Annotated in this window: 9 protein-coding genes; 2 read left to right on the top strand and 7 right to left on the bottom strand. The window is 58.4% G+C overall.

Annotated features, from left to right (window positions below; translation table 11 throughout):
• Nucleotides 1–6: 6 nt before the first annotated feature.
• From dqs_RS20665 to dqs_RS05265, 7 genes are all read right to left on the bottom strand, one after another.
• On the bottom strand, nucleotides 7–1512 hold the full coding sequence (locus tag dqs_RS20665; RefSeq protein WP_157108147.1) for a hypothetical protein: 1506 nt from the start codon (nucleotides 1510–1512) through the stop codon (nucleotides 7–9).
• Complete coding sequence (locus dqs_RS20430; RefSeq protein ID WP_084018249.1) at nucleotides 1509–6437, bottom strand: AAA domain-containing protein; 4929 nt, start codon at nucleotides 6435–6437, stop codon at nucleotides 1509–1511. The genes dqs_RS20665 and dqs_RS20430 overlap by 4 nt, the downstream gene beginning before the upstream one ends.
• A gap of 178 nt (nucleotides 6438–6615) precedes the next feature.
• The gene (locus tag dqs_RS05285) at nucleotides 6616–9966 is read right to left on the bottom strand and encodes a DNA methyltransferase (RefSeq protein WP_065339874.1); all 3351 of its coding nucleotides are present in this window, start codon (nucleotides 9964–9966) and stop codon (nucleotides 6616–6618) included.
• 2 nt (nucleotides 9967–9968) lie between these two features.
• On the bottom strand, nucleotides 9969–10664 hold the full coding sequence (locus tag dqs_RS05280) for a hypothetical protein (RefSeq protein WP_065339873.1): 696 nt from the start codon (nucleotides 10662–10664) through the stop codon (nucleotides 9969–9971).
• Entirely contained in the window at nucleotides 10661–14122 is a 3462-nt protein-coding gene (gene brxC, locus dqs_RS05275) for a BREX system P-loop protein BrxC (RefSeq protein ID WP_065339872.1), read from the bottom strand. Before brxC ends, dqs_RS05280 begins: the two co-directional genes overlap by 4 nt.
• Before the next feature lie 43 nt (nucleotides 14123–14165).
• Entirely contained in the window at nucleotides 14166–14732 is a 567-nt protein-coding gene (locus tag dqs_RS05270) for a BREX protein BrxB domain-containing protein (protein ID WP_065339871.1), read from the bottom strand.
• Nucleotides 14725–15504 carry a hypothetical protein gene (locus tag dqs_RS05265; RefSeq protein WP_065339870.1) on the bottom strand — a complete coding sequence of 260 codons (780 nt, stop codon included), beginning with the start codon at nucleotides 15502–15504 and terminating at the stop codon, nucleotides 14725–14727. The genes dqs_RS05270 and dqs_RS05265 overlap by 8 nt, the downstream gene beginning before the upstream one ends.
• A gap of 202 nt (nucleotides 15505–15706) precedes the next feature.
• On the opposite strand from dqs_RS05265, the gene dqs_RS21015 reads away from it, so the two are divergent.
• The gene (locus dqs_RS21015) at nucleotides 15707–19837 is read left to right on the top strand and encodes a hypothetical protein (RefSeq protein ID WP_221405620.1); all 4131 of its coding nucleotides are present in this window, start codon (nucleotides 15707–15709) and stop codon (nucleotides 19835–19837) included.
• A 14-nt stretch (nucleotides 19838–19851) separates the two neighbouring features.
• On the top strand, nucleotides 19852–22053 hold the full coding sequence (locus dqs_RS05255) for a hypothetical protein (protein ID WP_065339869.1): 2202 nt from the start codon (nucleotides 19852–19854) through the stop codon (nucleotides 22051–22053).

The following is a 22053-nucleotide window of genomic DNA, read 5'->3' as shown; positions in this document are numbered from 1 at the left end:
CTCAGCTCAGGAAAGCGTCTTTCCGGCCACTCCCACAGAGCAGTCAGAGTAGTGCAAGAAACCACAATTCTCGGCCATCCCACTTGACGGCCTCGCCCTTGTAATTTGCTTCTTGGATGAATGCTTTCCGACGTAATGGCTGCCCGCGGCCCTATCCAATATGAGGCGATGAATCAGGCGGAGGTGGCTTGTTGTTCGAGTCAGGACACCTACTGAAGCACTTACCCCGGGACACCCCTCGACCGGCACATGCAGCATCACGACGCCAAAACTACAGGGATAAAGCAACAATTCCAGCATCCCCGCCCAAGGGGCACTAGCAACCCCGCCTGGCCTCAGTAAGTGAAGCTCAGACACCCCGGTATTTGAGTATCGATTTCTGACGCTCTGTTCCTGTCCTTCTTCAGCAAAATCGAAGACATAAAGCGCATCTGCGCCCCCACCCTTTAGCGACTTCTTAATCTGCTCAACGGTACGCTTGAAATCCTCACCACGCCCCCAAAAATTATACTCGGGAGCCATCCATGCGACTGAGCTTAAATGCTTCTGCGTACCTTTAACTCCAGCACGCGCGTGGCGCAGAGCTGAATTAATAACATTCTCATTCCTTTCAAGATACAACCCACCAAATAGCGGCTGCAGGCCTTGTGGTGCAGCCAAGCCACTCCCAATATCTTTAGCGTACCTCACAAAGTCGAAGTAACTACCAGCGAGATACTGCCTGAGGAAATCAAGCCTAAAGAGGTCAATAAACTCCTCAAATTCACTCCCACTGCTTCCAACACCATATTTTTCAAATTCGTCGACAACTCGCTCTTGAAAAGCCAGCAGAAGCTCAGGTTTAGCACCGCGTTCGAACTCGGTAGGGAGTGCTATTGCCAAGTGTCCAGCCTCATCGAGAGCCAAGCTCAAGGTCAGAGGGACGAATCCGGTTCTCCTCGCTTCAACACTCTCGATGGAGTGAACTCCGTAAGAGCGCTCTCTTACCTCTCCACGCCCCCGCGCTGCTTCTCGCTCGATTTCCACAAAGCTTTCTCTGTACGCCTTTCTTGCGCGCGACAAGCTATTTCCCACAATTTCCTCGGGCGGGTTTAACTTAATCCAGTTATCCGATGCGAAAGCGAAATCAGCACGTCCGAGTGAAGTAAATTCAAGCAAATCAAAAGGAACGACATCGTTGCGCTTTTTCAATTTTGCAACCCATGGGTAATCGTCAGGTGAAGCCTCGAATCGAGCAACCATCTGCTCACTAAGCGACAGCGTATCGTCAATAAGTCGGATATATCCTTGCCGGTCCAGAGACTCGATGACCGCCAGTGCTTCAGCCTCCGAAAAACCGAAATATGCACGAAACCCGGAAAAAGAGACCCTTCCGCAAGTGTGCAGCAACCGCAGTACAAACTCGGTCACAGCAGGAAGGCGCTCTTCGGTCGATATGAACGCAGCAATCTTGAAGGACTGCGCCGGCAGGGCAAACGTAACCCTATTGAACTCAAACAAATGCCCGCTCATCCGTAAAACTCCTGCGCACGAACCATCGCTGCACGTTTCTCCTGTGCCATAGCCTCCACCTTGCGGAGAACCTTCCCAAGGGGAAGCTCCTGGTTTCGCCCTCGCCACATCGAGCTCGCACCAACGACTATCAATCGCTCCATAGCACGCGACATCGCAACGTTGATACGGTTAGGGCTTTGCAGGAAGCCAGGTCGCTGATGAGGATTGTTCCTGACTGTGGTCAGTATGACAATTTTATTTTCCTTTCCTTGATAGCTATCGACGGTATCGACTTTAATTAGCTTCTTCAGGTCCGGAGAAATCCACCGTGCCTCATTCTTCTTACGATTTAGAAGCTCACGTTGTTTAGAGTACATGCAGATGATGCCAATGATGGGTTCGCCGGCATGAAGCCCGTTACGCAACTCCGAAACCAACTCTTTGGTTTGCATCATGGACTTCAGGACCTGCATCACCACCTCAACTTCCGCCTCGTTCCAGTACGCCATCCCGTCAGGCGAACATTGTTCAAGAGCAACCTTCCCGAGCAAGCTTGTATCAATCCACGAAACCTCATACTGAAGTTGGCGAGGCAGCAATCTCGCCTCCAGCGTTGTCGGGCCACGTCCTGTTGCTAACAGCCCTCCGTAGAAGACCTCTGAGACAAGCTCCCCAATCGATGGCGCCATCCGATACTGAAGTCGCAGTGACGCCCCAACGTTCTGCCCGTAATTGGAGTCAAACACTCGCTCAAAGTCACTTACAAACGCCACTTGCTCACGCTCGAGACCCAGCTTCCTCTTGACCACATCGCGCACCTCCTGCGTGAAAGTCGGGGGAAGTTGCTTATGGTCACCCACTAAAAGAATGCGCCGTCCCGTCTGTAGCGCAACAGCCAACTCACTCGGTGCTGCTCGCCCAGCCTCATCGATAATGACCCAGTCGTACATGTTCTGTACTACGCCCGCTGCACGGCGGCCAATGCCGACCAAGGTTCCAGCAACCACGGTGCGAGACTTGGCCAGGAACTCGACGAAGTTAGCAGAGGGCTCCCCAAGGGTTTTCAGCCAGTCGTCCGAGAGTTTCAGTAATGCACGCAGCTGACTCAACGCAAGCGGTGACTGGACATCGTGGACCTTCGCAAGCACATCAAACAAATGGTCGAGGACAGCCGCAAATGGCAATTCTGGAGCGTCATATTGATAATCACGAGCGCAGATTTCTCTGAAGGTTTGGATGAGACTTCGGAGGCGCACCGCCGGCTTGGACGGGTCATCCTCCTCCTCTCTACCGTCCTCGCCCTTTCCCTGGTCACTTGCAAGACTCAGTTCAAGCACCGCAATCTGGTCAGCTAAGCGCCCAAGACTCACGTGCAACTTCACAGCGGCCGCTGCAAAATCCTCTGGAAGACCCACCTCAGTTGCCAAGCGGACTACACGCTCCTTGTACTCGGCTTTGAAGCGCTCTCGATATACCTGTTCAATCGCCGAGGAATGCAGGTGGCGAATCGGGTCCGAAACCACTGACTCGTGACCAAGCCGCACCGCGTCAAATGCAATGCCCTTCCCATCGAACAGCTCAAGGGCTTTCTCAAGCGCATTGTTAACCGCCTCGTGGGCTTGGCTAACGACTAGTACCCTGCGCGCGCCCTCACGTGTGACCAAGTGGTGCAGCAGCGATGCGATGAACCAAGTCTTGCCCGTACCTGGCGGCCCTTGGAGAAGACTTATCGGACCATACTGCAGCGCCTTCTGAAAAGCCTCTCGTTGGCTGTCGTTAAGCGGCTTTGGACCCTGTGCATAGCCCGCCAAAACCGACTCAGAAAGCGACCCGTAATTGACTGGACTAGGTTGCTTCCCAGCTGTATCAAAATAGTCGATAAGGTCCGGGATGACGGATTTACCCTCCAATATCCGTTCAACGGCCGCAGCGCGCCGATTAAGCGACGCGCTCTCCATGTTGCTACGCAACCTGAACGCATCCCCTTGCCTCGGTGGCTTACCTACCCACCTCTCAATGGCCAACTCAACCTTTTCGCCCAGCTGGGTGTCACGTAGCTCGAGGTCACCGCAACGACGCCACGTCCCGTCCGGCATCTGACGCTCAACCCATGTTCTATCGTCATCGTCTGGGTCGAAACCGCCCCCCTCCAGGACACATGGCACGAGCATCTGATGCTCTCGCTGAGGGTTTCGGCCGATGTCACCTGTCACTATCGCCAGAGGCAACGACTCTTCCTCCGCCTCTAGGAGGCATCGCCACAACTCCCTCGCATCAACAAGAGAGTTGGAACTTTCGTCGCCGACCTCGCGCCTATCACGCGCCGTATCACCAAGCGCTACTTCCTCATGGCGATGAGTTCCTTCCTCCTCCATCGAATCAGCAGCGGCCTCACCGATTTCTTCCAAGAAGGTCTCATGCCATAGCGATAGAGACGGAGCTAATTCAGACGCTTCATTCTGGGCACCATCGCACAAAATCACCCGTAGAGGCAGCCGACCAAAGCACTTTTCCTGAGCTCGAATGAACTGAGTTAAGTCAACCCGCTTAACGCGAAGCCACGTCACCGATTTTTCGGTTGTCGACCAAGCCAAAGTAAGTTGTGCGCTGGCCCCGACCAAGTGCATCAGGTAAAGGTCGTCTGACTTATGTGACTTCTCCATTGAGAGATAGAAGTTCCCATTATCAGAAACCATCTCACCGGGCTCGATACCGCTCTGCCGTATGTTTCTTACCGTAATACGGAAAGGCTCAAACTCCCCAACGTCCGTTTCTTGTCCTTTGCCATCAAGCGCGCTTTGAAGTGGCTCCAGAGCGGAAGCACTGCGGTCCTGTATGAGGCGCTCAACCTCCTCTCGAACACGCTCGAGTCCTAACTGTTCAACTCCTGCTGCAGCGTCAAACAGCAACTCCTTAATAACAAGCGCCAGGCTATAACGGTCTCGAGCCATCGGCGACATCGTCTTGTAGTCGCCAGGCAGATATGCCGTGCTGTAGGCATCAGCACCACCACGTCTAAAATCAAGAACATCGACATACACTGGAGCTCCGGCCTGCTCGACGACGATATTATCTGGCTTGATGTCTCCATGAGACCAATCAAAGTCATGCATACGAGCTAGCGTATTCACCAACCCCTTGGCTATGATGAGCCGAGCTTCAACACTTTGAGGCTCAGCCATCCACTCTCTAAGGGTCTGCCCCTCAACCCATTGCTGGACAACTAACAGGCTTCTTCGACTCAATCCATAGTCATGGATACGCGGCAGACCAACCAAATTTGCCGCTTTCAAGTTACGAGCGCGCTCAAGGAATGAAAGAAGCCGAATTGCCACATCAGGCTTTTTTAGGTCTGGCTCTACCCCATGCCACTCCTTGACCAGCACCGGTTGCCCTTCATAGGCGCTCCTATAGGACAGCAAGTCATCATCATCGGTGAGCGGGTCAGACTCTTCTGGGTAGTCACGAACTCGAGTCTTTGCGCGATGCGACTCGAACGCATTTAGGTCAATGACCTGTTCATTCTCATTACTAGACGCAAGGTTTGTCGCCTCGAGCATTTCCCTGGCGTTAGCGAAACGCTCGCGGGGTTCGATACTTAACGCTTTCGCTAGAACTGAATCATAGACCCCTTCGTACTGGTCATCGGCGCGTTTCGCCCAAGCAAAAACCCCGTTGGCCTTAGGCGGCCTCTCACCGAACAAAATCAGATGTGCAAGCACCCCCAGCATGTATACGTCACGCTGATAGGGCGAGCACTCCTGAGATAGCCCTACATCCTCGGGCAAATTCGACCGCTCAACCTTCACTCTGTCTCGGAATTCAGCGACGGTGGCCATTGCCGGGTAATACGCCGCAGGAAGACCCGAGATAATGACTTTGGCAGGCCGGTCGACCCATAGGCAATGCGCCCCAACATCACGGTGGGCGACATTGAGGTCATGCAGGTCTGAAAAACGCTGCAACATCGCCTTTACCAGAACCACTCGCTCCGCCCCTGACATCTTTGGCAACGCAGCATTTACAAACTCGCTAAGACGCGTAACTTTCGGTGGAAGCGCATACAACTCCGCGAAGTCTTGCGTTACATCGCTCTCAGACTTCCTGGCAACCGGCCGGAGAAGACTCAGCGACAACTCGCCATTTCTTGGCTCAACATACTCATAGATTCGCTGCTCACGCAGCCCAATAAATCCGCGCTCGCCCTCGCCGATAAGCTCTGCCCCAAGGGCGCCAAAGTCCCACTGACGAAGCAGCGCAAGCTTGTCAGGGTCCTGTTTCTCCTTCGCACGAAATTCTGCATACAGATTGGTAGGATGCTGCCAAAGTGGCTGTGCCTCGGGCTTGTATCCGTGCAACACAAAGCCTTGGGGGCGTCCTCTCGGACCCTCAAAAAACAAGTCGTAGGCTGGCTTGAACGCAAGTGGGTTAAAGCGCTCTTTCCCTCGAATGTACTTGCGGTAAATGCTCTCGTGCGTCCAGGTTAGCAGCTGGCTCAGACGCAGCACGGAGGCCGCCTCATTGTCATCGATGTCCAGCTCTTCAATCGCATCACCCATGACAACGAACGAATAGATGAATGGAGTTTTTCCGGGCCCCACTTTCTTCTGTAATGCGCTCGCAAGTCGTTTGCCTTTAAGGTTCACAAGCGGCACTGGAGACCGACCCTTAGGCTCACCATCAACGTACCAATTACCCGCTCTTGACTCGAGACGCTTACCACGCCAGTTCTTTAGCTCAACCACGATAATGTTGGTGTGGGTAACCAGGACGAGGTCAAAATCGTCATCACCGGCGCCAGGTCCACCTCGGTTTAGCTTGAATGAGGCATAGCCAACCCACGTCTTGGTGAACGGTGCGTTGTCAAAGGCTTGCTGAATGCTCTTATGTGCCTCAATTTCAGAAGCTGGTACGCCCGCTTTCTCGATGAGCCGAATTTCCATCCTACCTTTCCTTTTTTCTTCTCTTATTTCTCAGTCGAAAACGGCGCGTACGGTGATGCCGCAGCCGGCTAGCCCGCTCGTTCGACTGCCGTGGTGGCAGCCACATAAACCCGACGCCTAGCGTCATCAACTGGAGTCTTCGCCGACTGCCATAGGACGTCTGCGCGTTCCACGCCGCCTAGGTCGCAGTAGCCCGTGCCGCCCGCTTCTGCGCCAGCGTCAGATGATGGTCATTGATGCGGTCGCCATTGAACTTGTGGAACCACGGCGCACTTTCCACGTCCTTGCCGCGGTCCTTGTCCCAGGCGATGTTGAGCTTGGGCTTCTTGTTGTGGCGCAGTACGCCGGCCGTCATCCATGGGCGGATGTTGAGGCGCACGCCGTCGTTGAGGTCGGGGTTCCAGCCGATGGGCTGTTCGGCGAGCGGCTTCCAGCGCACGAAGATGTCGTAGGGCGCTTCGCCTTCGAGGATGGCTTCGAGCTTTTTCTTCAGCGCCTGCGCGGCGGCGAGGCGTTGCGGGGCACCGTCGAGGCCGCTGGCCACGCCCGCTTCCTGGATGCGAAGCCAGTCGCCCAGGTAGGTGTGGATGAGGCGTTCCAGGTTGCGGGCGTCGAGCTTGTGATAATTGACCAGCGCGCCGAAGCCGTCCTTGAGGCCGTCCCACACATGCCAGATGAAGGGGCGGTGTTGGAAGCGCTTGGCGTGCTGTTCAAAAAACTTCTCGCGCAGCCACACTTCCAGACTCTTGCCGGCGCAGTCGGCATCAAGCAGCAGGCGGTCGAGGGTGGAGGCTTTCCAGCTGCCGGGGGTGACGGTTTCCCAGGCGTCGATGAGCAGTGCCAGCAGGCGTTCATGGGCGGGCTTTTCACCGCGCACGGCGGGCAGGCAGACGATGCCGTCATCGTCGGCGTGGGCGGCGAGCTTGTCGGTGTGCGCAATCCACTGGCGGGCTTCATCGGCGAGTTCCATGTCCGCGTCGGTCTCGGCCGGCCAGCGGTAGCCGAGCAGGCGGGCGACAGCGACTTGCAGCGGGTCGGTAGCGGGCTGCGGGTGGCCATGAAATGTCCATTCGCTAGCTTGGTGATTCGGAACTGTCGCAACGTCCCACCATCTGCCTTCTTGAGCCACTGCTTGCCATTTGGACTTGTCGAAACCAACCTTTATCATGGATGCGATTGCCACATCCTTCTTTTCATCAATCTTCTTTAGTTCGCGCAGGTATTCGTCAGAGCGGCAAAAAGCGAGAAGCGCTGATGAGAGAGCACCATTAAACGGCGATATTACAGCGCAATTGGCGTCAAATAAGCGTCCCAGATAGGGGCGAGCTTGAATAACACCCATCTTGGAAACCAAAACACCCGGCCGCCGCCACGCACCTTTGCCACGAAGCCGAAAGCCACTTAGTTTGTCGAGATGAAATTCTTCCCAATCTCGGCAAATGAAGCTCGCTCCATTGTCCGAATCAAATTCAGGGGCGGACTGCATAAAATGCCATCCACTTGAGTCTCGCGTCACCACCTCCCAGAAGCCAAAGCGGACGTAGGCTGTATCGCCGGGAGAAATGCCTGGATTGATTGAGCCAAGCGACTCGATAGTTGGATGGTCGCTATTCGGGCTTTCGAGTAGGACGCGACTATCCGCATTTCCCAGCTGTGCTCGCTGAGTCAGACCAATTAGTTGCCCCTCGGCCAGAACTCTGGCCTTCAATGCGGGCGTTTCCGAGCTGCTCGCCTCAATGGCCAAAAATTCTTGCTCCTGGAGCTGCCGCTCTTCGCGTATTGATAAAAGAGCGACCTTTACAACTTCGCCAGAAATGGTCTCAAAGGCCTTGGGACCAAGCTTGGCCAGCATGAGCCAAGTGTGTTCAAGCAGCAGCTTCCTTCGATGGTCTTCATACTTTGCAAGGAATAACCAGTTTACTGGTAGGACGCATTGAACTACTCCAAACTTTGCACACGTTAGCTCGAGACATCTTTCAAGAAATACATTTGCCAAGTCTTGTACCGCGTCCGCATAGTGCATGTCGCAGAACGCCTTAATGTCCGCCGACTGGTTGATACGTGCTAGGTACGGCACGTTGGTCACCACCAGGTGGTAACGCGCATCCAGCAGCCGCGCCGCATCGAGCAGGCCGCGGGCGGTCAGGGCGTGGTCCCAGGCTTCGTCCTGCACCTCGTTGCCCTCGCCCCACAGCGTGGCCGGGCGCTCGGTGGACAGCGCCCGCTCCAGCAGCGCGCGCAGGGTGGCGAAGCTGGGGGTGGCGAGGTCGCTCTTCAGGCTGCGCGCCGGGTCGAGCAGGCTGCCCAGCAGCGGCGCCTGCGAGAAGCTGTCGTGCAGCAGGCGCAGCTCCTGGCGCAGGTAGGCGGCGTTGGGCACTTCGTCGGGGACCAGCGCCATCCAGTCCGCCGCCCGTGCGGCCACCTTCAGCCCGCAGCAGGCGATGTTGGGCGCGGGCATGTCCGCGCGCACGCCCAGCGGCTGGCCGGTTTCGTCCGGGAAGCGCCAGGCGGCGAGCGCCAGCGCGAACACCGCAATTTCCACGCAGCGCGGGTCCAGCTCCAGGCCATGCAGGTTGTCGCGCAGCACCGCATCCACCGCCTCGCGGGCGGAGAGGTGTTCCGCCACGATGCGCATCGGCACCAGCATCAGGAAAGCCGCCACCAAAAAATGCCCCGAGCCGCAGCAGGGGTCGAGCAGCTTGAAGTCGGCTAGGGTATCGGGCCAGCCCTCGAAGCGACCCGCCGCCGGCGTGCCATCCTCCAGCCTGCGCAGATAGGTGAGCGGCACCGGGCACGGCGTGGCCGGGTGGCGGGTGAGCCACCAGGCGCCGAGCGAGTTGTGGAGCAGGAAGTCCACCATGTAGGGCTCGGTGAACAGCTGGGTGACGGCGGGCAGCTCGTCCGCGCCAATCTTCACTTCGGAGGCGTTGACCTCGTCCTTGCGCCGCGCCTGCCAGAACTGATACACCCAGCCCAGGCTGTCGCTGGCCTGGAAGACCTCGGGCGGTAGCGCGGCGAGCAGGCGTTCCAGCTCGCGCTGATGCTCGGGCGCGAACACCAGCTCGAACACCGGATGCTGCGGCTTGAAGACCTGCGGCAGCATGCGCGCGGCGAGCTTGCCAGCCAGTTCCCACTCGCTGCGCGCGCCCATCGCCATCTCGGGGTGGTGGTCGACCATCTCGCGGCAGTCCTGCAGCGACACTGCCGCACCCGGCTCCCACAACAGCAGGCCGTTTTCGGCGAGGAAGCGGGCGAACAACATGCGGTGCCAGTGCTCGTAGGCCACCTCCCACACCAGCCGGCGCAGTTCCTGGGTGTCGTCGCCGTGCTTGGCATCGCCCAGGCTGCGGCCGTGGGCGCGCAGGCGGCGGCGCAAGGCGCGCTGGGCGTCGTTCAGGTAGTCCGGCAGCCTGCCTTCGCCCACCGCGAGCTGCTGCAGGGCGGCACGGGCGGCGGTCTCGGCGATGTCGCGGGCGGATTTGACGGTGTTTTCGAGCTGGGTGCGGAGGGGTTTTGCGAGAGCTGACATGGCTATCCAAGAAAAGCGACCGCAAAGGCCTTGCGGTGAAACTGCTGACACAGGTCCCAAAAATCACGGAAATGGTTATGCGTTATCACCTCAAGGAGACCGGACGAAGCCCCCTCCCGCGTAATGACATGGACCAGCTTCTCACCACTGATGACATCAACCTCCACCGGGTCGGAATGAAAAGTAGCGAGCCCCGGTTTGCTTGAGTTCAAGGGAGCGCTCCCAGGCGAAACCTTGACGTAATGGTTTCCGTCTTGTCGGAGACTACCTTTGGCAGTGGTTGGAGCACCCAACCAAGGAATGTCCGCGACATCGCACAGCCACGTATTGGCCAATACATTCGTGTGCGCAGACAGTTCGGCAGGAGTCCCAATCACGGGGAATGCATAGAAGATGCAGCCCTTCGGTATCGTTCCTCCGCCTTGCACGGTGAGCTTGCGAAGATTCTCTAGCTGTTCGTGAGGAGCTTTGAACTGGCGCTCACCCGATTTGAGCAGATGCGTAGAAGCCTTCATCTGTACGATGAAAAGCCCCTTGCCAACCCGGGTTGCGATGTCAAAGCCCTGCTCTGCCTCTTGCTTCTGAGTAAGGCCGAACCACAGGAGCCTCCCTCCACATTCATGATTCAGCTGGCTTGCGAAATTAATCTCCAGAGTCTTCTCGGAAAGCTTCGCCTTGCCCCACGGCATGACTGTCATAGCGCGATAGGCCCCTGCTCAATCTTCTCAAGTAGAAGTCTCTCAACCTCAAATAGCCAAGCTCTCACCTCATTCGCATCGTTCAACGTTCGCTGTGGCAGCTTCACCTGGACGACATTCGGCTTGAGGAGCTTGGCGGCATCCATCCGCACCGCAGCGAAGCGGGTGGTCAGGGCCTGAGTGCGCTCTATCCAGCGCTGCAGGTCGCACTCATCCAGCGCATCCGAGAGCTTCTCTGCGGTGGAGAGGTCAAGACTGGCGGGCGAATCGATGTGGTGAGCGCGTATCAGCTCGGCGTGCTTCTCGCCGTCGAGCTTTTGCCAGTTACTGTCGGCTTCAAGCTGCGCCATCTGTGCCTCAAACTCATCGCTGTAGCCGTCGAGCTTGGCGGTAAGGGCCTTACGCAGGGTTTCGGTGGTGCGCTCCAGTACCGGTCGGACCGGGTCTGGCTCGGCCAGCAGGCTGCGCTGCGCGGAGATGGCTGCGACCTCGGCCTTCAGCTCGGCATAGGGGCTGAGCGACTTGGCGTGGTCCAGGAGGGCAGTGAGCTGGTTCCAGAGCTGCTGGCGCTTCTGAATGAGCTGAGCGGTTTGCTCCCACTGTTTTGCCAAGGTAGTGAGTTCATCGGCCTTGGAAACGAACTCCAGCAAAAGACCATTGCCACTCGCCTGTTCGAGAGCGGTGATGGCTGCAGGGCTGGGCGGTTCGGGCTGCGGTGCGAGGCCGCCGGCTGCCGCGGCCAGGGACTTGAGCTTGGTAATGAAAGCGGGCGCCTTGGCCAGTTCCTCGCCCGGTTGGCAGCCGATGCCCAGATTCTGGAACAGCGTGCGAATCTTGATTTTCTGGATGGGGGTGATGTTGACGGATTCCGGCTCAAAAAAGGCCTGGGTGAGCTTGCTGCGCTCCAGCGATTTGGCGTCGACCGCCTTGTGCGCGAGGTCGCGTGCCTTGAGTTCGCCGGTGGCGAGCAGGATGTAGAGCGCGCCGTCGATTGTGTCGCGCGGCCAGCCGTACGGGGGCGATTCGAAATTCTCGCGGATGTCGGCGCCTTTCTTACCCGCTCCCAGGAAGCCGAGAATCTTCTGGCACACCGGGTGGGACTTGGGCTCCTGCAGATGGTTGATGGCGCGCATGGCTTCGGCGTTGCCCTTGCGGGCCTCGTCCAGCACCTTGTCCCAACCCTTCTGGTCAGCGATGTCGAACTCGCGATACAGACGGATGACTGAGGACTTAACTGCAGCATTGAGGCGCTCGGCCAGGTCGTTACCTTGGGTGACCTCCTGACCGCCGGCCTGAAACACGCGAACGCCCGCAAACAAGGTGTTGAGCAGGGTCTCGATTTCCTTCTCGGCATTGCGCTGACGGCTTTCCATCGACCGCTGCGCGTTACGGCCTTCCTCGGTGTTGGGCGTGCCCTTGCGGCTGAGCGTGGCCTTGGCGGCTTCCAGGGTAACGATGGCGTTGGCAAGGTCGGTCTTGCTCTGCGCTGGCATGTAGGCGAAGAGCGTCGGGTTCTCCGCGCTTTTCATGCGCGCTTCGGCGATGACGGATTTCTGGTCGGTCTGCCACTCATCCTGAATCCAGAGGTAAAGCGCCTTGTCGTGGTCTTTCGGCAAGGCTTCGTCGAAGCAGGCCGAGAGCGTGCGCACCTCGGGCGCCGAGCCCTGGACCGCGCGCACCTTGCTCAACACGGCACGGAAGCGCGCCTTGAAGAACTCCGCACGCTTGACCTCAACGTTCTGTGGCGAAGCCTTGAGCTGGGACTCCTGGGAGCGAAACTCATCGTACCAGGCGCTCGATTCGCGGGTCTGCAGGTGGTACTCGGCGCCATTGGGGCCATCGAGCGCCATTACCAGGTGGTCTTTCTCCTGAAGCTCATCGAGCAGAGCAGGAATGGTTCGGCGCAGCTCTGTCGAACCACCCTTCAGGTCGGTGACCAGCAAATCGGCCAGCACGTCCTCAGTCGGCTTTAGGCCGATGGTGAGCGCCTTCTCCGCGGGGAGCTTGTTGATGAGATAGATGAGCTTGAGCAGCCGAGCCTTGAGCTGGGACGAGGCGTCACCGGCAGCGAACTTCTGCACGCCCTCGAAGATTTCCCGGGACAACTGGGCGGTGGAGACCAGGTTGGCGGCAATCTGGTCGTACAGGAAATCGCCCGAGACCACGTGACCTAGAGGCCGCTCAGCAGTTTCCAGGGCGGCTTCATGCACCACGCGGAGCTGGCTGCGAAGCTGGGCGACGGTGCCGGTGGCGTCGATGGTGCGCAGGATGTTTTCCCAGAAACGGCGACGCACAGGCAGGATGGGGTAGTCGGCGGTGATGACCGCTTCGTCGTCGGTGACGTGTTCGAGCTTGGTGCCGCGCAGGTGTCGGGAGATTTCACCCAGGTTGTCGCGCCAAACGCGGTCAATTTCGGGCTGGGCGGTCGACTTCTTGGCGAGGATGATTTTGCGGGTGACGTTCTCGACGTCCCAGTCGCCCAGCGTGACCTGCACCGGGAAGCGGCCCATCAGGCGCTGCAGGTTGGGCATTCCGGAAAGGGCCGATTGGCCGGTGCCGACGAACAACAACTGGCCGTTGAAGTGCTTGGAAAGCGACTCGGTCACCTCCTGCACCTTGTAGGCCTTCTCGGCGTCGGAACCGATGTACTGTTGTACCTCGTCAAGTACAACCAGCGTTAGCGGGAACTTGCCACCTTCCGACAGAGCGCCCTGGATGGCAGCGACCATCTCGTCGTTGGTAACGTCCGTGACCTGTGGGAACTGGGCCTTGATGAGCTGTCGCAGCGCCGATTCGCTCTCGGCCATCTTCGGGCTGGCCTGCAGCAGGGCTTTCGACAGGTGATTGGAGACGTAGAGGTGCGGGAGCTCCTGCGTGAAGCTGCGGCCCGCCGCCTCCAGGTTGGACTGCACCGCATCGAGCAGCCCCTCGTGCTTGAGCCACATCACGAAGCGTGCCTGTGCGAACTGCTCGGGCAAGCCCTTCGACTTAAAGATGATGCCCAGCAGCGCCAGGCGCACGTTGTCCCCTGCCCCGGCACCGAGCTTGCCGGCTGCCGCATGCAGCCCGCCGTTGCGCTTGCCTTCGGTACTCAGCTCCTTGAGCTGGTCTGCGACCGCGTCGGGAAGGTGCGCCAGGCCACGCGCCGAGGCGCCGCCAGGCAGCTGCAGGTCGGTCCACAGCGCACGCAGCATCTTCGCCAGGTGAGACTTACCCGAGCCGTAGAAGCCGGAAATCCACACCCCAGGCTGTTCGGACTTGGTGCCCAGGTTGCGCAGGAAGGTCGAGAGGATGGTCTCGATGCCCTTCGCGTACTGTCCATCGCACACGAAGGTTTCGAGCTCGTAACGCAGCACCTCGAGGGCGGCGGCAGAGTGGTCTTCGGAGACTTCGGCGACACCATTGTTGGCCAGCCGGTTTTGCTCGGGGGATTTGACGTAGATGTCACGGTTCAGCACAGCGTGTTCCCTTGTTCTTGTTTTGACTACAGCTTCGTGTTGCTCAGGCTTCCTTGGCCAGCAGCGGGACAGCGAGGTAATTCCAGCCGTCGCGCGCGTCGAGCAGCCGGTAGGCGTGGTTCTCCGGGTGGTACTCGCCGGGGAAGAACACGACCAGTCGCCCACTCACCGCGTCCTTGATGCCTTCGACGACCGATGAGACGCGCGCCAGTCCGAAGAGGCTGCCGACGCCCATCAGGGCCACCACCGTGTTCGGCGTCGCCTCGGCGGCCATGGTCGCTTTGATGCGCTCGACGAGGCCATGGACGAACTCAGTGATTTCACCGGCCTGATAGCCAGTGAGGTCCTCGGGACACTCGAAGTAGGCGTCACGGTACTCCTGAGCCGCCATCCACTCAGGGAAGGCGTTGGTGACATCCAGAAGCAGCCATTCGTGACCGGCCTCGAGCGTGGCCAGACGGAATTCGTCGATGTGCGCGCGCAGCCGCAGTTCATCGGTCTTGTCATACACCGCGAAGATGACGCGCTGAATGGCCGCCAGGCCACCTGCCCACGGCACAGAAATGTGCTCCCGATAAGCACCAACCAGTTTCGCAACCTTGCTACTCATGTAGCCACTGCTCCTCTTCGGCAGTCAGGAAACCCGGGAAGCGGACTTCCTTCACCCCGCCAGCGTTCAGGAAAACGATTTGCCCACGATGCGAGGCTGAGTTTGCCAGGGTCTCTAGCTCACTAGGCGAGCTACACAACAGCGTCATCCAGCGCGAAGAAAACAGCCGCTGCCCGGTCAAACCTTCAAGATGCCCCAAGAATAATGCATAGGTGATGTTGGTCGGCGTGACTTTTGGCGCTGTGCGGACCTTCCGCACCCGCCCCGTCATGAAGCCCGCCTGCGTCCAGCTCCCGTTGATGTTCTGGGCGATGGACTTGAGCGAGGCGGCGCTGAAGCGGTCGGGCTCTTTTGCAGCGATGAACTCCTCCACGTCCTCGCGGAGCACACTTTCGCCTTCCGCCTTGGCGAGAACGAAGGATTCAGAGAGTCGAAGCACCGGGTCGCGTACCAGCGCGAGCATCAGCGCGAGCAATGGCCGCGCACCTTCATCGAGCGCCCAAAGCCTTCGAAAGACTCGGAACACAGGGATGGCTGGGTCCAAGCCATACAACTCGGTGAGATGGCCAAACGTGAGAGCACGCGACTTCTGTGTAGGCTTGCCGAGGATGTTGAGGCTCACCACCTCTTCTCGATAGCCGTCACGCGTCGTGTCGGGCGTGGTGTGCTCAAAAAGCACGGTCAGCTCGTCGAACATCATGGTGCGCGCGGCATGCGTACCGCCGCGGCCAAGCCGATAGCCCAGCTTAGTGAGGGATTCGTTTGAGGTCACGGTAATCAGGCCGGCGGAACCTTGCAGTGGTAATCAGCAGGGCGCGCCTCAAATGGCTTGGACTCTAGCCGAGCGCGCTCAGGGTGTAAATGTACGGCCACTGCTAGCTCACCATATGAGCTATCACTCTGCTAGGCTGGCATGCACTTATGCGAATCGGAAGAAACGCCGACGCAGAAAGCTCGACTAGGAGAGCCGCAAAATGGTGTCACCCACCCCCCCAAAGCTGACAGACCCCATTTATGAGCTGGGCTTCCATGAGCCCTTCCGGCAGGCCGGCAACCGACCCTTCATCAAACTGTTGAACTGGTTCACGGGCTTCGGGAAGACCTACAACGCAGCGCGATTCGCCGCAGAGCTGAAGCGCAAGCACCACGTCATTCCGGTCTTTATCGCTCCACTGCACTCCTTGGTATCCGGCTTCGTGGAAGACCTCAACAGGCACGCCAAGGGGGAACGCGAGTATGCCGACGATGTAGAGGCGACCCTCCGCGCATGCAACGCGGACCTGCCTGTGTATCGCCTATACTCGGTCGATTACCACGTCAACGACCGAACTTTCTTCGCCGCCACCTTGAATCTACTGGCGTGGTTATCTGCACACCCCCATGTGGAGAAATTGCTCGATGGCTCAGACGGGACAGGAGACCCGAAAAAGAGTTACGCCGCTCGGGCAGCGGAGCTTCGGTCAAAGTGCATCACCTGCAGAGATTCGCAGTTCTGGCGTCTGAGCCCCTCCGACGATGCCTACGGAGACGCCCGAGATGCATATCTGAAGGCCGCACGTCGGACGAGAAGCATCGCCGACAGCCTCACCCGTCAGCTCATTCGCCTGGACATCGATAGCCGCGAACGCAACAACGCCAAGGAGCGCTACCTCTCGCCCCAACCGGTGGCCGAGATGGTGTTGCGGCTGCACCCACTGCAAGCCTTTCTTGACGCGCCCGGCGTCATCGTCTGCACGGCATCGAAGGCCCAGGTCGAGCATACCGTCTTCGCCATCGATGAAGCGCGTGGTCGGCGCGTTTGGCGTCGGTTCGAGAACCTTCCATTGTTCCTCAAGGAACTCAATCGGGACCAGAGCAAGCTTGGGCAGTTGGTTTCAGGAGGCACGGAGACGCCACGCGTAGTGACCTTTGTCGACGAAGAAGAGGATGCATATTGGTATTTGTTCGACCAGCGCAAGTCGGTCGTGAACTCCGAGGGGAGAAACGACCTGAACATCGTCGTCACTGAGTTCTTCACATTCTTCGACCTGAAGTGGCCGCTCGCCTTTGAGCACTCGAGGCCGCGTGGAGAAGCAATGGCAGCGAAGGTTCTCGAACACCTTGAGGATTTCGCAGATGTCGCCGAGGCCGTAGAGCGGGAGTTTCAGTGCGAAAAACAACGCACGCGGGCAAGTTTCGTCGTCGACGCCCGCCGAGTATCCATCTTCCGCAGCGTGTTGCAGCAACAGCGTCCCGCGACCGCCCAGCGCTTCGACGACGGCGAACTACTCCTCGTGCTGCAGCAGCTACTGGACAAGAACGATGTTCACAACGGATTCAGGCGCTTCCGGCAAAAGGCCAAAGTCCTCGCCAAGCTGCTCACCTATGTGACGGAGCAAACGCCCGAAGGCATGAGCGCCTACGAGCGGTTTCGCTTCATTTGCAGCCTTGCTTGCGACAAGAAGTACTTCACGATGAACCGCTCCACCTACGGCGAAGTACTGGAGCAGCCCTGCCAGACCTTCTTCAACGACACCAGCTCGGTGATGGACACGGAGTTTCTTCGGCGCGTCGAGCTCCTGCCCGACACGGCATATCAGACGGTGCGTCTGCACCATCATGATGCCCGGGCGCCAAGTACTGCCTACAGCCTGTTCAACTATCTGGAGTTGATACTTTTCATCGCACGGGTTCTGGTGGCGCCAGACGGAGAGGAGGCCATCGACTTCACTGCTGAGGACGTAGAGCGCTACCCCAACCTTTCTCGCTTCCGGAACGACGTTCGCCGGCTCTTCAAGGCATCGATTGCCGGGGGCGGGTTACACGCGGAAACGCAGGCCGGCGATGTCATCAGCGAGCAATTCTTCTATAGCGACATCAAGAACGTCGTCACCCTAGAGGAGAGCCGCCATCAAGCAGACGAATACAACCTCACGGCTGATGTATGTTTGACACTGACCATCACGTCGCTCAAAGCCTCTCCCGAGGAGGACATCGTAAATGCGCTGGGGCGCAATAGCGGCGTATTCCTGATGAGCGCAACGGGGGGGCTGTCGAGCATCTCAAGCGGCGCATTCAATGTCGCGCAGCTACGGCGGGCCCTGGAAGCGAAGGGTGGGGTATTCAGTGAGATGACAGCCCACGAGCTGGAAATCGTCGCGCGGGAAGCCCAAGAGCGTTTGGAAAGACGCGACCGACACGTTGTGATTCTTGACGATACGAAGCCGGAGCAGCGCTTCAACGTTTCTAAGGGATTCAAGGGCCTCTTGCAGACCTTTCACGAAGCGCGCCCCGAGCGAGGCGAGCCGGGCTATGCCCCGCTCAATCGGCACAAGGAGAATGAGATAGCCGGCTTGGTCGCCAGCCTGGACAGATTGCTCTCAACTGACGTGCGTTCCGGACTAGTGCTCTGCCAAACCTTTCAGCATGCGCAGAAGTGTCTGGTGCGGCTGGCGAACAGGTCGTCCGGATTCATCGAGCAGCTCGATGATACCGGCAACCATTTTGTCATCCACCCGAAGGCGCTGCCCAGCTACAAGCAGTTTGGCGAGACGGAGAGCATCACCCTCATCCTTTACAAGGCGTCGCGCTTTCGCCGAATCGACAGGGACAAAACCGGGGCTATCGAAGAAGCCGACGATGTCGGACAGTTCAACGACGAACTGACTGCGGCGCTGGATATATCGACGAAGAAGGTTCTTCTTTGGTCCGCATATGCCTCAGCCTCCCGCGGCATCAACTTCATCACGCGTCAGGACGGCGAAGAACGAGACTTCGAACTGTTCTGCTTACTCAACGACCCTTACTACACTCGACACACGCGACCCGGTACGCGTGGGTTTTCGATGGAGATGTTCCAAAGCTTTGCGCAGGTACTCCGGGACGAAAACGACGATTGGACGAGAATGACCCGCAAGGATTTGCTCTACGAGTATGCGCGGACCCGCTGGCAGCGCCTGCGCAAGGAGCATTTAGTCGACATCACGCGAACGGTGTTCCAGGCGCTCGGCCGGGGTGAGCGCAGACCGCACCAATCCATGCGCGTGCAGGCGATATTCCTGAGCTCGGAAGCCGCTCGGATGGTGCACCTTGGGCTTCGCCATGCCTCAGCGCTACGCGAGAGGGCTTCTCCCGCCCAACGTGCCGTACTGGCTGCGCTGGAACGGCATAACGCCGAGACCCTACTGTTCGAGAACGAACAAGCACGCGCAGGCCACGTGAAGGAGAGTCTGAAACTGGCATTGCGCTTCCGCGATTTCACGAGTGCACAGCCCAAGCGGTTTCGAACTGACGAAGCAGTTCGAACTGCATGGTCCGCCCTATTTCACCGAGACATGTTCACTGCGCCGGCCAAGTACCTCGACCGCCTGCCATCCGCCGGCGTCCCCGCTGCCTACATCGATGGATGTTATCTCCAGACTCCCCATACAGCAGAGCTTTACAGACGTGAGGCTGCGATGGCAGGCATCTTCGAAACCATCATCACCGACGCGGCAGACGGGGCTGACGTGTATGACTGGGTCTCGATGGTCGCTCCCGAAGGGCTGATTTCAGCCTTATCGAACGGTGCGCAGAAACTCCTGAACCGTCGGAACGGCTTCGAAATCGATACCGGCGCGGGCAAGCGGAAGCTGGTCCCGCAACCATGGTTCGTCACGGAAATCATGAAGGGCTACCTTGCGGAGCTGGAGTTCGAAGCCTTCGTCGATGAGCAGTTCGGCATCAGGCCAGACGCAGCAGAACCTGACTCGAACCACCTCCGCTTCGTGCAACTGGATGGTCACCCGCTTAGGGCTGAGCTGTATCAACTCTTCGACTACTACATCGAAACCCGCGACAACGTCGTGGTGGCGGTCGATATGAAGAACTGGGCTCGCTCGACCGACAGCATGAAGCGCGATGAACTCCTGGCCGAAGCCGAGAAGAAGCATGCCCGGCTGACGCAGCTCCTCCCCGACAAAACGGTACATGCGCTCTACGTAAACTTATACGGCGCGCTGAAGTACTCGGTGAAGCGACCTGAACGCGGCAGCATTCGTTTCATGTCTCTGTATGTCCCTAACATATCTGGCATGCACGGATGGATGCAGAACCATAACCTCGCAAGCGCATTGCTCGGCCACTGAGGACTTCTCCCAGTATGACAATCCATCGCTTTGACGAATCCGCCGCCGTCGCGCGCCTCAACTCGATTCAGTTCTGCTGTCCGATTGAAGAGGTGGCGACACGCCTGGCTCATTGGGCAGAGCAGGAGCGAGACGCTCTACTTGCCCCCCATACCGTTAATGTGGCCGAGATAGCGCGAAAGCTCACTGGCGGGAAGTCTTCGGTAATCGCTTACCGCGAACGTGCGAAGCTGGTCAGGGCTCACATTGCTGAAATGCTCGAGTTGGACACAGGCTCCGCACATAAGCTGACATTTCAGATAGCGGGGCGCGACGCTTGGTATCTTGGCCCACGTCAAAACCGAAGTACGTCCGACATTCTGACGGCCGTCCGCGCCGCACCCGAGAAGTACATCGAGCTGATGCTGCAACGGGAACTGCTGGAAGAGGCGGCATTCGACGCGGAGCATGTCTTCGTGAAAGGAGGCTTCGGGCCCGCAGCCTACCTAGGCTCGCTTAGCGCAGCGAACAGGCGCACCCTTCATCTGGCCGAGGCCAGCTTCCAAATAAACAAGAAGTTTGGATTCCTGCTGTGCAACGTTGTTTCGAAGGTCTTCCTGCGCAAGACGGGGGGCGGCATCAGTCCTGCTTCGTCGGCGACATTGCCATTTGACGCGGGAGAAGGCTTCCTGATGGCAGCGACTCGGCTCTCCCCTAGTGACTTCACCGAACTGGACGCGCGCGAGCATCCGATGGTGGGAATCAGTCTGGATGTCACGAAAGTGAGGCGGTCTCGTCTCTATTACTTGAACCTCGTCACCGAATTCGCTGCGCGGCTGTTCGAGAAAGCGGGCGTGCCAGTCGAGCACAGAAAATTCATCGCCAGCCATTACGTTGAAGACGCATACATTCCCCTGCAGCCACTCGCGAACCTGTGTAGGCCACTCATTCTTGTCAATGCAACAGCGCAGGAGCTGACGGCGGAGGCATTAAAACCGCTTGAAAGGTTGGAAGAGTTCCTGCCGGCGTATCACACGACAGGAAACAGGAAAGCCCACTTTTCAGCGTCGACCGTGGAAACCGCTGCGCAGCCCCCAAACGCCTTGCAGCCCGGCAGGAACTACCTGTTCCTAAACGATGCACGAGACCCGCAACTCGGCAGCGTTCGCTTGGCAAGTCTCGATGCTCACAGCGATTGGAAACCGAGCACGCCAGTCGAAGCCTACAACGCACTTGAGGAAGGCAGAGCGCTTGCCGACCCCTACACCACGGCAAAATTCCATGGCCTCTTAAATTGCGACACCGTATCAACGGTGTCACAAGGCCTGGACTACGGGCCTCAAGCGCTCGCGAGCCTGCGACCAGACGACACGTCACCTCCACAACGGCAGTTGAAGGAGGCCCTGAAGCGCTGCCTCGTCGAGTTGTCTCTCAAGGAGTGCCTTGTTGGCGCAAAGGCACTGCCCACGCCAGCCATGCCGGACGCGCTCCTTCCCTGCGACTTGGTCGTCATCGCGACGCGGCAGATTCGGATTACGGGGAAGCGAGAGCCCAAACAATTGGTTGCGGTGCTGGACATTACACTTGGCTTCGAGGGCATCGCCGTAAGAAAAGTCCGGCGCTCACCTTGGTCGCGCGACAAAGAAGCGGCTATCGATTTCGTCAGCGAGTTCGACTTCTTGCAAGAGAATGGTAAGGACTACATACGAGATAGGCAGTTCTGGGTCATCGATACGCAGACCCAGCACCGGATGACGGTCTGGTCAGGCGACTTTGTTCCGAAGCTCATTCTCAACGATGACTACCCTTCCATCGAATTGGCCCTGGCTTCACAGGACGAACATCTTGAGGCTCGCCGCACTCGGGGCAGCAAGGCACGCTATCTATCGAAGGGCCGCGAGTTCAATCTACTCCCCTATTACATGTCGATGCACAAACGTGGTCGTTCGGTCCGTGGAGAGCGCACCGGCAGACGGCTCGCCATAGAGGATTGCGGCCCGTTCGTCCGAGCATTTGTGCCGCCCGAGGGTGGTATCAATGGGTCAGGCGACGCGCTCTCCTGCGTGCGGGACATCGTGCTTTTCACCGGTGATGGCGACCCCGTCACTACCGGACTGCTCGAATACCGGCTCATCCAGACCTATCTCCACACGCTGACGAACGGGATTCTTGTCGGTGGCGACAACTCCAAGATGAGCGTTCTTGAGAAGCTGGCCAGGCTTGCACTCGAGAACTAA

It is taken from the genome of Azoarcus olearius (assembly GCF_001682385.1).
In the GTDB taxonomy this organism is placed as follows: Bacteria; Pseudomonadota; Gammaproteobacteria; order Burkholderiales; family Rhodocyclaceae; genus Azoarcus; species Azoarcus olearius.
This window is presented reverse-complemented; position numbering and strand designations above follow the sequence as displayed.